General features: G+C 59.2%; 19 protein-coding genes and 1 pseudogene. 7 read left to right on the top strand and 13 right to left on the bottom strand.

The window, feature by feature from the left end:
* Positions 1-230: 230 nt before the first annotated feature.
* From ACA049_RS09230 to ACA049_RS09200, 7 genes are all read right to left on the bottom strand, one after another.
* The gene (locus ACA049_RS09230) at positions 231-572 is read right to left on the bottom strand and encodes a ribonuclease E inhibitor RraB (protein ID WP_497334817.1); all 342 of its coding nucleotides are present in this window, start codon (positions 570-572) and stop codon (positions 231-233) included.
* Between the two features lie 214 nt (positions 573-786).
* Positions 787-1,020, bottom strand: coding sequence for a hypothetical protein (locus ACA049_RS09225; RefSeq protein WP_497334815.1), 234 nt, complete (start codon positions 1,018-1,020; stop codon positions 787-789).
* A 220-nt stretch (positions 1,021-1,240) separates the two neighbouring features.
* Positions 1,241-2,116 (bottom strand): polyamine aminopropyltransferase, encoded by an 876-nt coding sequence (gene speE, locus ACA049_RS09220; protein WP_497334813.1) that lies wholly within the window; start codon positions 2,114-2,116, stop codon positions 1,241-1,243.
* Positions 2,117-2,362: 246 nt separating this feature from the next.
* Positions 2,363-2,554, bottom strand: coding sequence for a PLDc N-terminal domain-containing protein (locus ACA049_RS09215; RefSeq protein ID WP_008148797.1), 192 nt, complete (start codon positions 2,552-2,554; stop codon positions 2,363-2,365).
* 64 nt (positions 2,555-2,618) lie between these two features.
* Complete coding sequence (locus ACA049_RS09210; RefSeq protein WP_497334811.1) at positions 2,619-3,149, bottom strand: hypothetical protein; 531 nt, start codon at positions 3,147-3,149, stop codon at positions 2,619-2,621.
* Positions 3,150-3,315: 166 nt separating this feature from the next.
* Positions 3,316-3,834, bottom strand: coding sequence for an ankyrin repeat domain-containing protein (locus tag ACA049_RS09205; protein ID WP_403100834.1), 519 nt, complete (start codon positions 3,832-3,834; stop codon positions 3,316-3,318).
* A 111-nt stretch (positions 3,835-3,945) separates the two neighbouring features.
* A complete protein-coding gene (locus tag ACA049_RS09200) occupies positions 3,946-5,772 on the bottom strand; it encodes a long-chain-acyl-CoA synthetase (protein ID WP_497334809.1) in 1,827 nt (608 codons plus the stop codon).
* A 344-nt stretch (positions 5,773-6,116) separates the two neighbouring features.
* On the opposite strand from ACA049_RS09200, the gene ACA049_RS09195 reads away from it, so the two are divergent.
* A complete protein-coding gene (locus ACA049_RS09195) occupies positions 6,117-6,395 on the top strand; it encodes a DUF3509 domain-containing protein (protein WP_497334807.1) in 279 nt (92 codons plus the stop codon).
* A gap of 204 nt (positions 6,396-6,599) precedes the next feature.
* On the opposite strand, the gene mtnC is transcribed toward ACA049_RS09195, so the two are convergent.
* Genes mtnC through aroC form a run of 5 tightly spaced genes read right to left on the bottom strand, consistent with a single transcriptional unit; the run spans position 6,600 to position 10,747 of the window.
* Positions 6,600-7,283, bottom strand: a complete 684-nt coding sequence (gene mtnC / locus ACA049_RS09190; protein ID WP_497334805.1) for an acireductone synthase — start codon at positions 7,281-7,283, stop codon at positions 6,600-6,602.
* A 4-nt stretch (positions 7,284-7,287) separates the two neighbouring features.
* Entirely contained in the window at positions 7,288-7,833 is a 546-nt protein-coding gene (locus tag ACA049_RS09185; RefSeq protein WP_497334803.1) for a 1,2-dihydroxy-3-keto-5-methylthiopentene dioxygenase, read from the bottom strand.
* Positions 7,834-7,853: 20 nt separating this feature from the next.
* Positions 7,854-8,480, bottom strand: a complete 627-nt coding sequence (locus tag ACA049_RS09180) for a methylthioribulose 1-phosphate dehydratase (RefSeq protein ID WP_497334801.1) — start codon at positions 8,478-8,480, stop codon at positions 7,854-7,856.
* Positions 8,477-9,643, bottom strand: coding sequence for an MFS transporter (locus ACA049_RS09175; protein ID WP_497334799.1), 1,167 nt, complete (start codon positions 9,641-9,643; stop codon positions 8,477-8,479). The genes ACA049_RS09180 and ACA049_RS09175 overlap by 4 nt, the downstream gene beginning before the upstream one ends.
* A gap of 12 nt (positions 9,644-9,655) precedes the next feature.
* On the bottom strand, positions 9,656-10,747 hold the full coding sequence (aroC, locus tag ACA049_RS09170; RefSeq protein WP_497334797.1) for a chorismate synthase: 1,092 nt from the start codon (positions 10,745-10,747) through the stop codon (positions 9,656-9,658).
* 83 nt (positions 10,748-10,830) lie between these two features.
* Between aroC and ACA049_RS09165 the strand changes: the two are divergent.
* Together ACA049_RS09165 and ACA049_RS09160 are read left to right on the top strand one after the other, a co-directional pair.
* Positions 10,831-11,830 (top strand): annotated as a pseudogene (locus ACA049_RS09165) (alpha/beta hydrolase).
* Between the two features lie 99 nt (positions 11,831-11,929).
* Entirely contained in the window at positions 11,930-12,721 is a 792-nt protein-coding gene (locus ACA049_RS09160) for a hypothetical protein (RefSeq protein ID WP_497334795.1), read from the top strand.
* 107 nt (positions 12,722-12,828) lie between these two features.
* Here the strand turns inward: ACA049_RS09160 and prmB are convergent, their stop codons facing one another.
* Entirely contained in the window at positions 12,829-13,737 is a 909-nt protein-coding gene (gene prmB / locus ACA049_RS09155; RefSeq protein WP_219095565.1) for a 50S ribosomal protein L3 N(5)-glutamine methyltransferase, read from the bottom strand.
* A 238-nt stretch (positions 13,738-13,975) separates the two neighbouring features.
* Here prmB and ACA049_RS09150 point away from each other — a divergent pair, with 238 nt between their 5' ends.
* The 4 genes from ACA049_RS09150 to folE all read left to right on the top strand — a co-directional run bounded on the left by ACA049_RS09150 (position 13,976) and on the right by folE (position 16,285).
* Positions 13,976-14,566: a cysteine hydrolase family protein gene (locus ACA049_RS09150; RefSeq protein WP_497334793.1), complete on the top strand. Its 591-nt coding sequence runs from the start codon at positions 13,976-13,978 to the stop codon at positions 14,564-14,566.
* Positions 14,567-14,696: 130 nt separating this feature from the next.
* A complete protein-coding gene (locus tag ACA049_RS09145) occupies positions 14,697-15,017 on the top strand; it encodes a hypothetical protein (protein ID WP_010456650.1) in 321 nt (106 codons plus the stop codon).
* Positions 15,018-15,104: 87 nt separating this feature from the next.
* Positions 15,105-15,662, top strand: a complete 558-nt coding sequence (locus ACA049_RS09140) for a Smr/MutS family protein (protein ID WP_131062440.1) — start codon at positions 15,105-15,107, stop codon at positions 15,660-15,662.
* A gap of 77 nt (positions 15,663-15,739) precedes the next feature.
* Positions 15,740-16,285 (top strand): GTP cyclohydrolase I FolE, encoded by a 546-nt coding sequence (gene folE, locus ACA049_RS09135; protein ID WP_003204506.1) that lies wholly within the window; start codon positions 15,740-15,742, stop codon positions 16,283-16,285.
* The last annotated feature ends 43 nt before the right edge of the window (positions 16,286-16,328 follow it).

The following is a 16,328-nucleotide window of genomic DNA, read 5'->3' as shown; positions in this document are numbered from 1 at the left end:
CTGTAAAAACGACCAAAACTTCCCTTTAGCCGCCTGCTCAGGCGGTTTTTTTTGCTTTCTTGAAATGTTATGAAGCAAAAACGGGATCAAAAGATCGCAGCCTCGTTGCACTGTAGAAGCTGTCGAGTGCAACGAGGCTGCGATCTTTTGATCTTGATCTTCAAAACCCACAAACGAAAACGGCCAACCCGAAGGTCAGCCGTTGCTGAGCGTTGTCACTGTTCATAAGGTTATGCGAGTAGCCCTCGTATCTCCTGCTTGACGCCCCACCCTTCGATGATGCCGCCCAGAGGCTCGACCACCGCCTCGAAACCCTGCTCGAAGTCGCCGATATCATCGTAGGTGGCATACATGACTTTGCTCAGTTCGAGCGCCCATGCGCCGTCATCGCGCACACTGATCTGCGCGTTCAAGGATTCACCCTTGTATTGCCCTGCCGCCCTGCGTGCCCGCTCCTCGTCCGGGAAAATGGCGTAGAACTCGATGGGATGGAACCGTGAAAAATCGAAACCGCCTTCTTTCATGCGGCGCAACACGCTGCTGCTGATGTCTTCTTGATAGGCTGTGCTCATGAAACGTCCCCCTCAATCATGATGGATAGACTTTCCGTATTCCCGGCACGCGCAACCGATTGGTGCGAGCGATGCGGCAACAACGTTGCCGGTGGGAAGCAAGCATGTAGCTGACAAGACCAGACCTTAGCGATCCGTTCGCTGATCTCGCTTGCAGAGTAGCCCCAAGACAGAGGCGCTGCCAAGGCCTGGATAAGAATGAGACAGGTGTTGTTCAGATTGGCGTGATGCCGAGGATTTGTATGCTGTTCTGGGTCTTGAGACTTTTGACGCTCGCGTCGTCGGTTCGCCCTTCCAGATCATTCAGATCCAGTTCGGCGGCGACAGGAAGGAGCCGGGCCTTGATGAGCTTGGCGGCTTGCTCGTTGTCCGGGCACTCGTCGCACTCAAAGACTTCATCGACTGTTTCACCGTGATCATCCACGAAAGTGATTTTCCACTTTTGCATCAGTGCCTCCTCGAACAAACCCGCAAATGGGCTTACAACCATCTGGACTTTTGGCCTGAGTGATCGTTCAAACGGATTACCGCACGCAGGTATGAAAAATTACTGAAACCTGTAGGAGCGAAGCTTGCTCGCGAAAGCGGTTTATCAGTCAACTTGTGTATTGCCTGATACACCGCTTTCGCGAGCAAGCTTCGCTCCTACAAGGGGTGGTGCGTACAGTTTAGTCGTTGCTTGGCTTGTTGATCGCTTGCAGCACGTATTGCGGCAAGGCGAAGGCGCCGATGTGGATTTCCGGGTTGTAGTAGCGGGTGATGATGCCGCTGCCGGCGAAACGCTGTTGCAGGGTTTCACGGGACAACTTGCGATAAGCCGTGTTGGTCGCGCCCCAGGCAAAGGTCATCGAGCCGCCGATGTAGGTCGGCACCGCGGCCTGATAGAAGTGCCAGTCCGGGAACAGGCTGCGCAAGCGACCGGCCGTGGTTTTGACTTCTTCGATCTGCATGAACGGCGTGCCGTTCTGGGTCACCAGGATGCCGCCTTCGTTCAGGCAGCGACGGCAGGCCTGGTAGAAGTTTTCCGAGAACAGCACTTCACCCGGACCGATCGGGTCGGTGGAGTCGGAAATGATCACGTCGAATTTTTCGGTGGTGGTGGCGACGAAACGCATGCCGTCGTCGATCACCAGGTTCAGGCGCGGATCATCGAACGCACCCTTGGAGTGGTTCGGCAGGAATTCCTTGCACATGTCGACCACGGTGCCGTCGATCTCGACCATGGTGATGTGCTCGATGCTGCGGTGCTTGGCCACTTCACGCAACATGCCGCCGTCGCCGCCACCGATGATCAGCACGCGCTTGGCGGAGCCATGGGCGATGATCGGCACGTGGGTGAGCATCTCGTGGTAGATGAATTCGTCGGCTTCGGTGGTCTGAATCACGCCGTCCAGCGCCATCACGCGGCCCATGCGCGGGTTCTCGAAAATCACCAGGTGCTGGTGTTCGGTGCGCACTTCGTGCAGCAGTTTTTCCATGCGAAAACGTTGGCCGTAGCCTTCGTAGAGGGTTTCCAGGTAGTCGCTGGGGGTGATGTTGCTCATGGGAAGTGCTCCGATGAATGCGGTGGCAACGGACGGTTACCCGCCCATGATGGCCAATCGATCGGCTCGATTAACCGGGAAAGGCGCGCATTCTACGTTGCGGAAGATGACAGGTCGAACCTTCTGACATGCAAGGACCTGTAGGAGCGAGGCTTGCCCGCGAAGAACGATAACGCGGTCTTTCTGTTAAACCGTGTGAACGTTCTTCGCGGGCAAGCCTCGCTCCTACAGGGATCGGTGTTGGGATCAGATCCGGACATTGCCCCGTGGCCCGGCGATGGCCCAGATGATCAGGCCCAGGACCGGCAGCAGCAGGATCAGCAGCACCCAGATGATTTTCATCCCTGTGTCGGCGCCACTTTTGAGTACGTTGATGATTGCCCAGATATCCAGGGCAAGAATGATCAGGCCAATCAGACCGTTGAACGTGGAACCCATGGTGTCGCTCCCTAAGAGTGATATGCACCCTTAGGATAGCCGGGCCTGACGAGGGTTCCGTTTTTTAAACGTGGACCGCGATTTTCAGCGCTTCGAGCGATGGCGCGGCGGTGATACCCACTTCGGCGCACAACTCGAGGACGCGCGGCACGTCGTTGCCAAAGACCAGCACCACTTGCAGTTCGTCGTCGAGCAACTGGCTGAAGTTCATCAGCGTGTAACCGCCGTTTTCCTTGTTCATGCTGCCCATCTGCACCTGAATGCGATTGAGCGCGGTCAGGGCCTCAGTCTTGGCCAGTTGCTTGGGTTTGATATTGAAATCAACACCGGGACCGAACGAAGCGACGATCTGGGCGAACAGGTCGACGTAGGTGTCAGCCTGGAACAGCACGGTTTCCGGCAGGCTGCCGACAACCACCCACTCACCCAGTGGAATCGGGAACGTTTCGTCGTAGTTGATATCCGGATTGGCCGTCAGAAAAGCCTCGGGATCGGCGTAGGCCTGGGCCGCTTCGTCAGCGACTTTGAGGATTTCGTCATCGCTCATGCACCCGGAGCTGATTTTAGTGATGAGTTCGACGAGTGCGGCTTTCATGGGGCGGATCCTGTAGCGAGTGAATTTTGAGGGCGCGAAGGATAGCGCAATAATCCCGATGTTTGCTTTTTGTAGGAGTGAGGGTAGCCCGCGAAGGCGTAGTGTCATTCACGTTGATGTCGACTGACACTGCGCCTTCGCGGGCTACCCTCACTCCTACAGGGCGTTACGCCAGCAATTTCTCTAACTGCGCGGTGGTGTCGACGGCGCCCAGGGTTTTGGCGGCGTCCAGCGCGGTGACGCCATTGGCATCCTTGGCTTTCGGGTCAGCGCCTTTGCTGATCAGGTAATCAACGATTTCAACGCGGTTGAACATCGCCGCCATCATCAGCGCCGTGCGGCCATCGAAGGACGAACCTTCCACCTGCGCGCCACCCTCGACCAACGCCTTGACCACTGCGAGGTCGCCCTTGAACGCGGCGCCGGCAATCGGGCTTTGGCCATTGTCGTTGCGGATTTCCGGATCGGCCTTGTGTTCCAGCAGCACTTTTACCGTCTCCACATGGCCGTGGTAGGCGGCGAGCATCAGCAAGGTGTCGCCCTTGTGGTTACGCAGGTTCGGCGGCAGGCCTTTGGTCAGCAGCGCAGCCATCATGGCCGCATCGCCCTCGCGCGCCTTGTTGAATACCTGTTCGGCGAATTCAGCGGCTTCTTCGGGGGTCATCTGGCGGCTTTGGTCTGACATCGGGGACTCCACTGTCTGTCATTTGGAAAGCCGACAGTTTCCCGAGCAGCCCCGAGGCTGTCACTTCTTTTTTCTCAAGAGCCGCCATAGCCACATTCAATAGCGCTGCTTTCAATAACGAAAAGCGCCGCCGTGAATATCCGCCAGCAACTGCGGAGTGACTTGCACGTAAGTCTGGGTGCCGGGCAGCCAGGCGTAGATTGGGTCATCGCCGGTTTTGCTGGGGTCGAAGGCTTCGTCCTTGAGTCGGGTCTTCTGGTATTTGAAGGTCCCGGTGGTTTCCATTTTCACTTTCACCCGCAGGAAAAGCGGCACCGCATACGCGGGCATTTGCTGACGGGCAAAGTCCAGCAGCTCGCTGAAATCCAGAGTCGCCAGGGATTCTGCCGGGGTGATGGCGGCCATGCCGGCACGTCCATTGGTGTTCTGGATTTCCACGCCATACGCCACGGCTTCTGAAATGTTCGGGTGTTGCAGCAGGATATTTTCGACCTCGGTGGTCGAGACGTTTTCACCCTTCCAGCGGTAGGTGTCGCCCAATCGATCCACAAACTGGGCATGACCAAAACCAATGTTGCGCAGCAGGTCGCCGGTGTTGAAGTAGCGGTCGCCCTGGGTGAACACGTCGTGCAGCACGACTTTTTCGGTCTTCTGCGGATCGGTGTAACCGTCCAGTGGCGCCTTGTCGTCGATTCTCGCCAACAACAGGCCCTGCTCGCCTTTGGCGACTTTACGCATGAAGCCTTTGGCATCCCGAATCGGCAGGCCGCTGTCGTGGTCGTAGGCCACCAGCTCCCAGGCCATCAGGGAAAAACCGATGGTGTTGTCGAAGTTGAGGATGTTGGTGAACCCGATATTGCCGTCGCTGGCGGCATACAGCTCACAGATGTGCTCAACGCCAAAGCGCGTCTTGAACTCGCGCCAGGCACCGGGGCGCAGGCCATTGCCGATCATCTTGGTGACGTGGTGTTTGTTGTCATCGGCGCTTGGCGGCTGATCCACCAAATAGCGGCACAATTCGCCGACGTAGCCGAGGGTGGTCGCCCGGTATTTACGCACGTCGTTCCAGAACTGGCTGGCGCTGAATTTGCGGCGGATGGCAAATCCTGCGGCGCCGCTGATCGCCGAGCCCCAGCACACACAGAGCCCGGTGGCGTGGTACAGCGGCAAGGTGCAATAGACGACATCCTCGGGCTGCATATTCAGGGCGATCTGGCCGAAACTCGCCGAGCTGCGCATCCAGCGACCGTGTTTGAACACGCCCGCCTTGGGCAATCCGGTGGTGCCTGAGGTGTAGATGTAGAAACAAGGATCGTCGAAAAAAACCTGCTGGCTGCTGGCCGGATTCTCGCTGGACGCCTGGGCGCTGGCGCTCATCAGATTGATAAAACCGTCGGGCGCATTGCCCGGATGACGGTAGGTATCTTGATCGGCGACAAACCAGGTGCGCGTCGGTGCGATCGACACCCGCTCGCGGACTGCACTGAAAGCCGGGACCAGTTCTTCGCCAACAATGATCGCCGCTGGCGCCACCAGGTTCAGGCTGTGGGCCAGGGTGTCGCGGGTTTGCGAGGTATTGAGCAAAGCACTGATCGCGCCGACCTTGGCCACCGCCAATATCGTCACCAGCAGTTCCGGGCGGTTCTCGAGAAAAACCGCCACCACATCGCCCTTTTGGATGCCTTGGGCAATCAAGTGATGGGCGATGCGATTGGCCCACTGGTTGACCTGTGCATAACTCAGCGTCACGTCGCCCTGCATTAACGCCGGCCCGTCGGGGTGGCGCAAAGTCGCCTGCTCGAAGGTCCAGCCGAGGCCACACGGTTGGGTCGGGTCCTTGACGTTGGCGACTTTCATGCCTCTCACCACGCGCGGAATGGCTTTGGCAATGGAAGGCAGCTTGCGGAGCATCATGCCCCAGGTAATCGTGTCGCTCATGCTTGCTCCCGTTCGATCTTTTTATTGTCGGGCGGCGGTCTATGAGTCCGAAAATACGTCAGCGGTTCTTGAGCTGTACACGCGGTTTTTGAAATGTTTTGTATCCGCGCCCCGTGCGTTCGAGATCGCGAACCTCAGCGCGAGTGATTGGTTCCATCGAATCATGGCCGACCACGCAAAATGCAGGATGCACGATGGCTATTCATGCAGTTTGCACGAAAGCAAAAAATCACCAAAAACATAAGCTATTGATTTATAACGACTTTAAAAATATCAGGTGCTGGCACAATCACTGCAACTACCTCTCCATGCTTGCCAATCAAGTGCTAACGGAGCTGATAGACATGAGCCTGATCCAAGAAAAATTTACCTCCCTGTTCTCCAACTTCGAAGTGAACACCCAGTCGCGTCCTGACGGCGGCATTCTGCTGACCCTGCGCAGCGCCGAAGGCAAAGTGTTCAAGCGTTCGATTTCGTACCAGCAATTGCACGCCGGCGATCAGCTGTCGTGGGTGATCAGTGCCATTCGCCGTGACCTGGCCGAACAGGCCAGTGAACTGCCGCAGATCTCCATGCTGCAAAGCCAGCAACGGTTTGCCCTGCCGACCTATCACTCGGCGTGAACCCTGCGGTTGTGTAAATAAATACGCTGCACACAAACAGGCCGTGAGAGCTTTCGCTCCACGGCCTGTTTTGATTTCTGACATAGCACGATTCCCTGTGGGAGCGGGCTTGCTCGCGAAAGCGGTGTGTCAGTCGACAGATGTATAACCTGACACACCGCTTTCGCGAGCAAGCCCGCTCCCACAGGGTATGGGCGTTGTGGCTTAGAACGTGGAAAGATCGATCCGCGCAAAACTGTCGACGGTCACATGCCCTGCCAGCTCTCCACCCTCTCGGGCCAGCCCGCACGTGCCCATGCCGGCCGCGCGCGCCGCGTCCAGTTCCTCGACGATATCGGACAGAAACACAATCTGTGCAGCTTCCACCCCGATGGCTTGAGTAATGCGTTCGTAAGATTGCGCTTCTCGCTTGGGCCCCGACGTGGTGTCGAAGTAGCCGCTGAACAGCGGCGACAAATCCCCCGCCTCCGAGCAGCCGAAGATCAGCTTTTGCGCCTGGATCGAGCCTGAGGAATAAACAAACAGTTTGAATCCGTCCTGATGCCAGCGCTTGAGCGCTTCAACGGCATCCGGGTAAACGTGGCCTTTCAACTGCCTGGCCTGATAGCCCTGCTCCCAGACCATGCCTTGCAACGCTTTCAGCGGTGTGGCTTTGCGGTCTTCGGCAATCCAGCCCAACAGGATGTCGATTGCCCGCTCAACGTCGGCGTCCGGCTCATTGCTGTCGCGGCGCACGGCGGCCAGTTGCTCGGCGACATCGGCGCGTTCGGCATGCTGGCGAACGAAGTCCGGCAGGTGTTTGGCGGCGTACGGAAACAGCACGTCGAACACAAAACTTACCGCGCTGGTGGTGCCTTCGATGTCGGTGAGAATCGCTTTGATCGGCATCGGCTCAGTCCTCAAGACGCGGGAAGCGGCTGGCGATGTCTTCGCCGGTGAAGTTGGCCACCCAGCCTTCAGGGTTGTTGAACAGTCGGATCGCGACGAAATGCGGATGTTCGCCCATGTCGAACCAGTGCGGCGTACCGGCCGGGACCGAGATCAGGTCGTTCTTCTCGCAGAGAACCGCGTAGACGTAATCGTCGATGTGCAGGGTGAACAGCCCACGGCCGGCGACGAAAAATCGTACTTCGTCTTCGCCATGCCGGTGTTCGTCGAGGAACTTGGCGCGCAGCTCGGCTTTTTGCGGGTGATCGCTGTTCAGGCTGATCACGTCGACGGTGAGGTAACCGCGCTCGGTCATCAGCTTGTCGATCTGTTCCTGGTACGCGGCGATCACTTCTTCCTGACTGGCGCCCGGCTGGATTTTCGCCGTGGCTTGCCAGCGATCGAAACGCACGCCCTGTTCGGCCAGGGTCGCGGCGATGTCTTCGAAATGGGTCAGCACCTTGTTCGGAAGGTCAGGGCTTGAGACGTGGTAAACGGACAGGCTGCTCATCAGGGCAACTCCTTAACGGTTCAGCTTTTATGGTTCAAGAGTGAGCGCATCTTCAACTCGCACTCGAACAGAAATTCAAACGCCTCGATCTGCCGCAGCGCGTCGCTCATGCGCGCGCCCCAGGTGTAGAGACCGTGGCCGCGAATCAGGTAGCCGACGCAATCGGGGTGAGCTTCGAGCCAAGGCTGCACCTTGGCGGCGAGACGCGCAATGTCCTGATCGTTGTCGAAAATCGGCACGCGCACCCGGGACTCATGAGTCGAGACGCCGCTGAAGGCTTTTTGCAGTTCGTAATCTTCGAACTCGATGAACGCTTCCGGCGTCAGGCGCGACAGCACCGTGGCGTTCACCGAATGGGTATGCAACACCGCGCCGATTTCCGGGCGCCAGCTGTAGAGCTGGGTGTGCAGCAGGGTTTCGGCGGACGGCTTTTTGCCCGGTTCCAGGCTGTTGCCCGACAAGTCAGTGGCCAGCACATCATCCGCACCCAACTGGCCTTTGTGCTTGCCGGACACAGTCAGCAGCGCTTCGGTTGCCGACAGGCGGGTCGAATAATTGCTGCTGGTGGCCGGCGACCAGCCGCGACCATACAGAAAACGCCCGGCATCGATGATTTCCTGGGCGAGGTGTTCACGGGTAAGGCTCATGGCCTGTCCTCTTGCATGCGTGTGGCAATGATAACGGCAGCGGCGAAGGCTGCGAGACTGGCAATACTAAAGGTGAACGTGGCGCCGAGGGCGTTCCAGCTGTAGCCGGAATACAACGCGCCCAATGCGCCACCGGTGCCGGCCAGCGCGGCATAAAGCGCCTGGCCCTGCCCTTGCTGGCGCGCACCGAAGCTACGTTGCACGAATTGGATGGCAGCGGCGTGAAAGCTGCCGAACGTTGCGGCGTGCAGTACCTGGGCGAACAACAAGACCCAGAGGAATTCGGCCAACGATCCCAGCAGCAACCAGCGCACGGCCGCCAACAGAAAGCTTACAAACAGGACCCGACGCACCGAAAAACGCGCGAGGATCTTGCTCATGGCCAGGAACATCAGGACTTCGGCGACCACGCCGACCGCCCAGAGCATGCCGATCACGCCTCGGCTGTAACCGAGCCGTTCAAGGTGCAGGGTCAAAAAGGTGTAATAAGGCCCGTGACTCACCTGCATCAGCGCCACGCAGCCGTAAAACGCCAGCACACCGGGATTGCGCAACTGCCGGAGAAATCCGTCTCCGGCAATTCGCTCGCCCTGAACCGGTTGCGCATTGGGCACCCACAGGCTGCTGATGACGATGCCGGCCATGATCAGCACCAGCGCCACCGGATAGATGTCGAGGCTCAGCCATTCGAACATGCGGCCGAGCGCGACCACGGTAATGATGAAACCGATGGAACCCCAGAGGCGGATCTGACTGTAGCGCGAGGTCTGCCCGTTCAAGTGAGCGAGGGTGATGACTTCGAACTGCGGCAACACCGCGTGCCAGAAGAACGCGTGCAGGGCCATGACCATCGCCAGCCAGGCGTAGGTCTTGCTGACGAAAATCAGCGAGAACGTCAGCAACGTGCAGACGGCGCCGAAGCGCACGATGGCCAGGCGTCGGCCGGTGTAGTCACCGAGCCAGCCCCAGATGTTCGGCGCCACGCAACGCATCAGCATCGGGATCGCCACCAGCTCGCCGATGCGCGCACTGGAAAAGCCCAGGTGATCGAAGTACAGCGCCAGAAACGGCGCTGTCGAACCGAGCAAGGCGAAATAGAACAGATAGAAACTGGAAAGCCGCCAGTACGGGAGCGCCGCCACGTCGTCAGACCGCAGCGGCATTAAGGTCAGCCATTAAAGCTGACCCAGCACCGGCGTGCTCACGCGCACGTCGGCATTCTGCCCGCGATGACGCAACAGGTGATCCATCAGCACGATGGCCATCATCGCTTCGGCGATCGGCGTGGCGCGGATGCCGACGCACGGGTCGTGACGGCCCTTGGTGATGACATCGACCGGGTTGCCATGAACGTCGATCGAGCGGCCCGGCGTAGTGATGCTCGAGGTTGGCTTGAGCGCCAGGTGCGCAACGATTGGCTGACCGGACGAGATGCCGCCCAAAATGCCGCCGGCGTTGTTGCTGAGGAAACCTTCCGGGGTCATTTCGTCGCGGTGTTCGGTGCCGCGCTGGGCGACGCTGGCGAAACCGGCGCCGATTTCCACGCCTTTGACCGCGTTGATGCTCATCAGCGCATGGGCCAGTTCAGCGTCGAGGCGGTCGAAGATCGGCTCGCCGAGGCCGGGCATCACGCCTTCGGCGACGACGGTGATCTTCGCACCGACCGAATCCTGATCACGGCGCAACTGGTCCATATAGGCTTCCAGTTCCGGGACCTTATCCGGGTCAGGGCTGAAGAATGCGTTCTCTTCCACCGAGTCCCAAGTCTTGAACGGGATTTCGATCGGGCCGAGCTGGCTCATGTAGCCGCGAATGACGATGCCCTGGGTGGCCAGGTATTTCTTGGCTATCGCGCCGGCCGCCACGCGCATGGCGGTTTCCCGCGCCGAGCTGCGACCGCCGCCGCGGTAATCGCGCTCGCCGTACTTGTGGTGGTAGGTGTAGTCGGCGTGGGCCGGGCGGAACAGGTCCTTGATCGCCGAGTAGTCCTTGGACTTCTGGTCGGTGTTGCGGATCAACAGGCCGATGGCGCACCCGGTGGTGCGACCTTCGAACACGCCGCTGAGGATTTCGACTTCGTCGGCTTCCTGGCGCTGGGTGGTGTGGCGGCTGGTGCCGGGCTTGCGGCGGTCCAGGTCGCGCTGCAAATCCTCAAGGGAGATCTCCAGCCCCGGCGGGCAGCCGTCGACAATGGCGACCAACGCCGGACCATGGCTTTCGCCCGCGGTGGTGACAGTGAACAGCTTGCCGTAGGTATTGCCGGACATGCAGGACGCTCCGTGAAATGAACCTGAATACGTAATGCGCGCCAGTATACGCAGGCTACCCAAGTAGTTCATCCTCGAACCTTATGGGTGCCCGCGAGTCCAACCGGCACCTTTGTGAATGATGGCGTGATGATGCTGCGAGTTCTAGCCTTGAGCCTTACCCTGTTTACCGGCTTTGCCCAGGCCACTGTCCTGCAACGCCCGATCACGCTGGATACCGGCACCGGAGAGCTTTTCGGCTCGCTGTTGCTGCCGAAATCCGAGACCCCGGTGCCGGTTGTCCTGATCATTTCCGGCTCCGGTCCTACGGATCGCGACGGCAACAACCCCGACGGCGGACGCAACGACAGCCTCAAGCGGCTGGCCTGGGTGCTGGCCAAACACAACATCGCCAGCGTGCGTTACGACAAGCGCGGCGTGGCGGCGAGCCTCGCGGCGACGCCGGACGAGCGCAATCTGTCGGTGGAGGCCTATGTGGCCGATGCCGAAGCCTGGGGCCGCAAGCTCAAAACCGATCCGCGCTTTGGCCAGCTGATTCTGCTGGGCCATAGCGAAGGCGCCTTGATTGCCAGCCTCGCCGCACCGAACGCCGATGCCGCAGCGGTTATCTCCATGTCCGGCAGCGCTCGCCCGATCGATGAGGTGTTGCGTCAGCAATTGAGCAATCGCCTGCCACCGCCGCTGATGCTGCGCAGCAATGAACTGCTCGACAGCCTCAAGGCCGGCAAAACCGACGACAACGTGCCACCGCAGTTGCAGGTGATCTTCCGCCCGAGCGTGCAGCCTTATCTGATTTCGCTGTTCCGCCAGGACCCGGCGGCGGCGTTCGGCAAATTGAAGATGCCGGCGCTGATCATTCAGGGCAGCAACGACATTCAGGTCGGCGTCGGTGACGCCCGGATGCTCAAGGCCGCCAAACCGGACGCCGAACTGGCGCTGATCGAAGGCATGAACCACGTCATGCGCATCGTGCCCAACGACGTGAAACGGCAAATGGCCTCTTACAAGGATCCACAATTGCCCCTGGCCGCCGAACTTGGCGCGCGCATCCTCGGGTTTATTGACGGACTTCGCGCCAGTTAAGAGGCTTTTACCCTCCAGTCCTGAAAAAAACGGCCGATAAGCCTTTGTCGCCAGCGCTATGACTGGCGACAAGCAGAGCTTGGACAGGATCTCGCCGTTATGACTGATACCCAGACTTCACCCGACACGACCGCTGAAAAAGACGCACCGCCAGCGGTCGAGCTGCCGTGGGCGGATGTCCATGTCGAGCACCACAAGATGCTCCGTCTGGCGCCGCTGCAGACCGACCGCAATACCGGTGGGCGGCCGCTGCGCTTTGTCGAATTCGGTTACGCCGACCGCAACAGCAAGGAACACAGCCTGATGCGCATGAGCATCAAGCTGCCCGGCCAGCGCGTGCGCAAAGAGCAGAATCACCTGGACGTGTGGGTCAATCACACCACCAAACGTGTGCATTTCGAGCCTGAAAGCGGCTTGCAGATTGAACCGATGAACCGCGGCATCGGCCGGTTCATGGCCGCTCAGGGCATCGCTTGGGCGAAGAAGCGCTGGCCCGGCTACACCGTCGACGGCACGGATCTGAACAATAAAGATGCGTTGAACGAAGACACCCGCCTGCGCCGTGATCACTTTCTCAAGGCCCATGGCTTTGAGGTGGTCTACGCCGACGCCCAGCATTTGAAGGGCAGCGTCAAAGAAGTAAAGGTCGAAGACCTGGTGGGTGACTGGAACACCGAAAAGCTGCAACTGGTGGAAATCCTTGAAGCGGCGCAGATGCTCCAGCAGGCCGAGCAGAATCTGGCCGAGCAGGAAGTGAAGCTGAAGAAACACGAAGAGAAGGTCAGCAAGTACAAGCGTGAAGACGCCGGGCTGCGCTTTACCATTACGTGCCTGGTGGCGTTTGCGGTGTTTCAGGCGGGGTTGTTGATCTGGATTGCGACACACCGTTAGATCAAAAGATCGCAGCCTCGTTGCACTCGACAGCTCCTACATTGGAATGCGTCCATCCTGTAGGAGCTGTCGAGTGCAACGAGGCTGCGATCTTTTGCTTTTAAGGGTCAGACGCGGGAAGCGAACAAAGCCTGATGATCGCGGCACTGCTCCGCGCTCAGCATGAACACACCGTGCCCGCCGCGCTCGAAATCGAGCCAGGCGAAGTCGACTTCCGGGTACAGCGCCTCGACGTGAACCTGGCTGTTGCCTACTTCAACAATCAACAAGCCCTTCTCGGTCAAATGATCCGCCGCCTCGGCGAGCATCCGTCGCACCAGGTTCAGACCATCATCACCGCAGGCCAGGCCCAGCTCAGGTTCATGCTGGTATTCATCCGGCATGTCAGCGAAATCTTCCGCATCGACGTAAGGCGGGTTCGACACGATCAGGTCGAAACGCTGACCCGGCAAGCCATCAAACCCATCGCCCTGAACGGTGTACACCCGCTCATCAACGCCGTGGCGCTCGATGTTCTGGTTGGCCACTTCCAGCGCTTCGAACGACAGATCGGCCAGCACCACTTCGGCGTTCTGGAACTCGTAGGCGCAGGCGATGCCGATGCAACCGGAACCGGTGCACAGGTCGAGAATCCGCGCAGGCTCGGCGCCCAACCACGGTTCAAAGCGTTTTTCGATCAGCTCGCCAATCGGTGAACGCGGGATCAGCACGCGCTCGTCGACGATGAATGACATGCCGCAAAACCACGCTTCGCCCAGCAGGTAAGCAGTGGGAATGCGTTCTTCGATGCGGCGCTTGAGCATGCGCTGCAAGTTGACCAACTCGTCCTCTTCCAGATTGCAGTCGAGGTAGCTGTCGGCGATTTCCCACGGCAAGTGCAAGGCACCCAACACCAATTGACGGGCTTCGTCCCAGGCGTTGTCGGTCCCATGGCCGAAAAACAGATCCTCCCCATGGAAGCGGCTGACGGCCCAACGGATATGGTCACGCAGGGTACGAAGGCGGGAAGTGATCACGGGGGTAAACTCCAGAAAAAACGACTGGCGATTCTAACAGCCAAAACGCGCCACGACGACGCGGGAAAACAGCGGATCAGATGTAGGACATATCCATTTTTGCTGTTGGCTATTGAACAAAACCTGCATCTTGACAAGGCTGCACGCCAGCAACGACGGCGCCTACGATAGTAGCGATTCACAGAACCGCTCAGCCAGAGGACAATGTCGCAAAAGCCCCACTCCAAGGAGCCCCAGAATGTCCGTTCCAAAAACGATGTTTCAACTCAGCGGCCGCGGTTACGCAGCAGCCAATCTGGGTCATGCGACCCTTGTCATCATCGATGCCCAGAAAGAATACCTCAGCGGCCCGCTGGCCCTGAGCGGCATGGATGCTGCCGTCGCGAACATCAAGCAACTGGTCGCCGCTGCCCGTGCAGCCGGCCGTCCGATCGTGCATGTGCGCCATCTCGGCACCGTCGGCGGGCTGTTCGATCCACAGGGCGAACGCGGTGAGTTCATCCCGGGCCTTGAGCCACAGGCGGACGAAACCATCATCGGCAAACTGCTGCCGAGTGCGTTTCATGGCACCGAATTGCTGGAACGCTTGCAGAACCTGGGTTCCCTGGACCTGATCGTATGCGGCTTCATGAGTCACTCCAGCGTCAGCACCACCGTGCGTGCAGCGAAGAACCTGGGCTTTCGCTGCACCTTGGTTGAAGACGCCTGCGCAACGCGCGATTTGCCCTACAAGGGTGGCGTACTCACGGCCGAGCATGTTCAACAGACTGAAATGGCGATCATGGCGGACAACTTCGCCACCCTCGCCCTCACTCACGAACTGATCTGATCGGCCACGAAGAGCGGTCAATACCGCCGCTCATCCGCAAAAGCCTCTCATTTGCTGCAATTGACTTAGCCTCAGGAACAACCCGGACAACTCCCGGTCGAAGGGCCGATACCCATTGAGGAAGGTCGGAATGAAGTTATCCGATGGTTTTGATGCACGCCGCTTGCGGCCCAAGGGCCAACGCAATTGGCGTTTTCGATTCGGCGCAGCCTTTGCTGCCTTGCTGGCGACGTGCGGTGTGTTGCTGGCAATGGCCGGTGCCGCCAGCCTGCTGGGTCGCCCCCCGGCCCTGGGCGAGTTGAATGCCAGCCCGCTGGGCTCGGCGATCATTCTGGCGGTTGGCCTGTTCGTGCTTTATATCGGGGTGTGGCTGTGGCGTCGCTGCCGTCGCCGCTCGCGCCAGTCGCGAGAGCTGAACATGTCCCCGCACCTGATGAAAAAACACGATTGAATCAAAGGCCCGGCGCTCAGGCGGGCCTCAATTGTTATGGATAGCGCCTCGACTTGGGTAAACTGGCCGCCCTTCGCGGAGGCTGACATGCAAGACGACGATTTTTCCCTGTTCAAAAGTGCGATCCAAGGCGTCAAGCCGATCAAGCACGATCGCGCCGAAACCGGCAAACCCAAGGCCGACCGCGCGCAAATCGCCAAGCTGCGCCAGGCCGCGACCGTTCGCACCGATGCCACCACCGTTGACGGTCTGTCCGATCAGTTCGTGATCGATGTCGGCCCGGAAGACGAGTTGATGTGGGCCCGTGACGGTGTTCAGGAAAGCCAGATGCGCAAGCTCAAGATCGGACAGATTCCGTTCGAAGGCAGCCTCGATCTGCATGGGATGACAGTGGAGAAAGCACGGGAGACCCTCTGGGCATTCCTCGCCGAAGCAACCAAATTTGAAATCCGCTGCGTGCGCGTCACCCACGGCAAGGCCGTGCGTCTGGACGGCAAGCGGCCGATGATCAAAAGCCACGTCAACACGTGGTTGCGTCAGCATTCCCAAGTACTCGGCTTCACCTCGTGCCAACCGAAACACGGCGGCGCCGGCGCGGTTTATGTGATGCTCAAACGGACCATGATGGAAGGTCGTGACGAGTAAAGCTGTCGCTTCACGCTTGCAGCGCCGTGTTTGCCACCGTACCCTTGCCCTTTGCGAAAATCCCCACAGGTAGTTTCATGTCCCTGGAACAGAATTACACCGCGATTCTCGGCCAATTGGGCGAGGACGTCTCCCGCGAGGGCCTGCTCGACACGCCAAAGCGTGCCGCCAAAGCCATGCAGTACCTTTGCCGCGGCTATGAACAGACACTGGAAGAAGTCACCAACGGTGCCTTGTTCAGCTCCGACAACAGCGAAATGGTGCTGGTCAAGGACATCGAGCTCTACTCGTTGTGCGAACACCACCTGCTGCCGTTTATCGGCAAGGCCCACGTCGCCTACATCCCGAGCGGCAAAGTGTTGGGCCTGTCGAAAGTCGCGCGGATCGTCGATATGTACGCCCGCCGCCTGCAGATCCAGGAAAACCTCAGCCGCCAGATCGCCGATGCGGTCCAGCAAGTCACCGGCGCCCTGGGCGTTGCGGTGGTGATCGAGGCCAAGCACATGTGCATGATGATGCGCGGTGTGGAGAAACAGAATTCGTCGATGATCACCTCGGTGATGCTGGGTGAGTTCCGCGAAAACGCGGCGACTCGCAGCGAGTTTCTCAGCCTGATCAAGTAATTTGTTACACGAAGAAAACCGGCATTCATCGCCGGTTTTTTTT

This window comes from Pseudomonas sp. LBUM1662 (assembly GCF_059695915.1).
This window is presented reverse-complemented; position numbering and strand designations above follow the sequence as displayed.

Coding starts and splice junctions, on each gene's coding strand:
- ACA049_RS09175 (WP_497334799.1), bottom strand. CDS start 9,643: ATGCCGCTGCGGTCTGACGACGTGGCGGCGCTCCCGTACTGGCGGCTT.
- ACA049_RS09180 (WP_497334801.1), bottom strand. CDS start 8,480: ATGAGCCTTACCCGTGAACACCTCGCCCAGGAAATCATCGATGCCGGG.
- ACA049_RS09150 (WP_497334793.1), top strand. CDS start 13,976: ATGTCCGTTCCAAAAACGATGTTTCAACTCAGCGGCCGCGGTTACGCA.
- aroC (WP_497334797.1), bottom strand. CDS start 10,747: ATGTCCGGCAATACCTACGGCAAGCTGTTCACTGTCACCACCGCGGGC.
- ACA049_RS09160 (WP_497334795.1), top strand. CDS start 11,930: ATGACTGATACCCAGACTTCACCCGACACGACCGCTGAAAAAGACGCA.
- ACA049_RS09185 (WP_497334803.1), bottom strand. CDS start 7,833: ATGAGCAGCCTGTCCGTTTACCACGTCTCAAGCCCTGACCTTCCGAAC.
- ACA049_RS09205 (WP_403100834.1), bottom strand. CDS start 3,834: ATGTCAGACCAAAGCCGCCAGATGACCCCCGAAGAAGCCGCTGAATTC.
- ACA049_RS09200 (WP_497334809.1), bottom strand. CDS start 5,772: ATGAGCGACACGATTACCTGGGGCATGATGCTCCGCAAGCTGCCTTCC.
- speE (WP_497334813.1), bottom strand. CDS start 2,116: ATGAGCAACATCACCCCCAGCGACTACCTGGAAACCCTCTACGAAGGC.
- ACA049_RS09145 (WP_010456650.1), top strand. CDS start 14,697: ATGAAGTTATCCGATGGTTTTGATGCACGCCGCTTGCGGCCCAAGGGC.
- folE (WP_003204506.1), top strand. CDS start 15,740: ATGTCCCTGGAACAGAATTACACCGCGATTCTCGGCCAATTGGGCGAG.
- ACA049_RS09215 (WP_008148797.1), bottom strand. CDS start 2,554: ATGGGTTCCACGTTCAACGGTCTGATTGGCCTGATCATTCTTGCCCTG.
- ACA049_RS09230 (WP_497334817.1), bottom strand. CDS start 572: ATGAGCACAGCCTATCAAGAAGACATCAGCAGCAGCGTGTTGCGCCGC.
- ACA049_RS09210 (WP_497334811.1), bottom strand. CDS start 3,149: ATGAAAGCCGCACTCGTCGAACTCATCACTAAAATCAGCTCCGGGTGC.
- ACA049_RS09195 (WP_497334807.1), top strand. CDS start 6,117: ATGAGCCTGATCCAAGAAAAATTTACCTCCCTGTTCTCCAACTTCGAA.
- mtnC (WP_497334805.1), bottom strand. CDS start 7,283: ATGCCGATCAAAGCGATTCTCACCGACATCGAAGGCACCACCAGCGCG.
- ACA049_RS09225 (WP_497334815.1), bottom strand. CDS start 1,020: ATGCAAAAGTGGAAAATCACTTTCGTGGATGATCACGGTGAAACAGTC.
- ACA049_RS09140 (WP_131062440.1), top strand. CDS start 15,105: ATGCAAGACGACGATTTTTCCCTGTTCAAAAGTGCGATCCAAGGCGTC.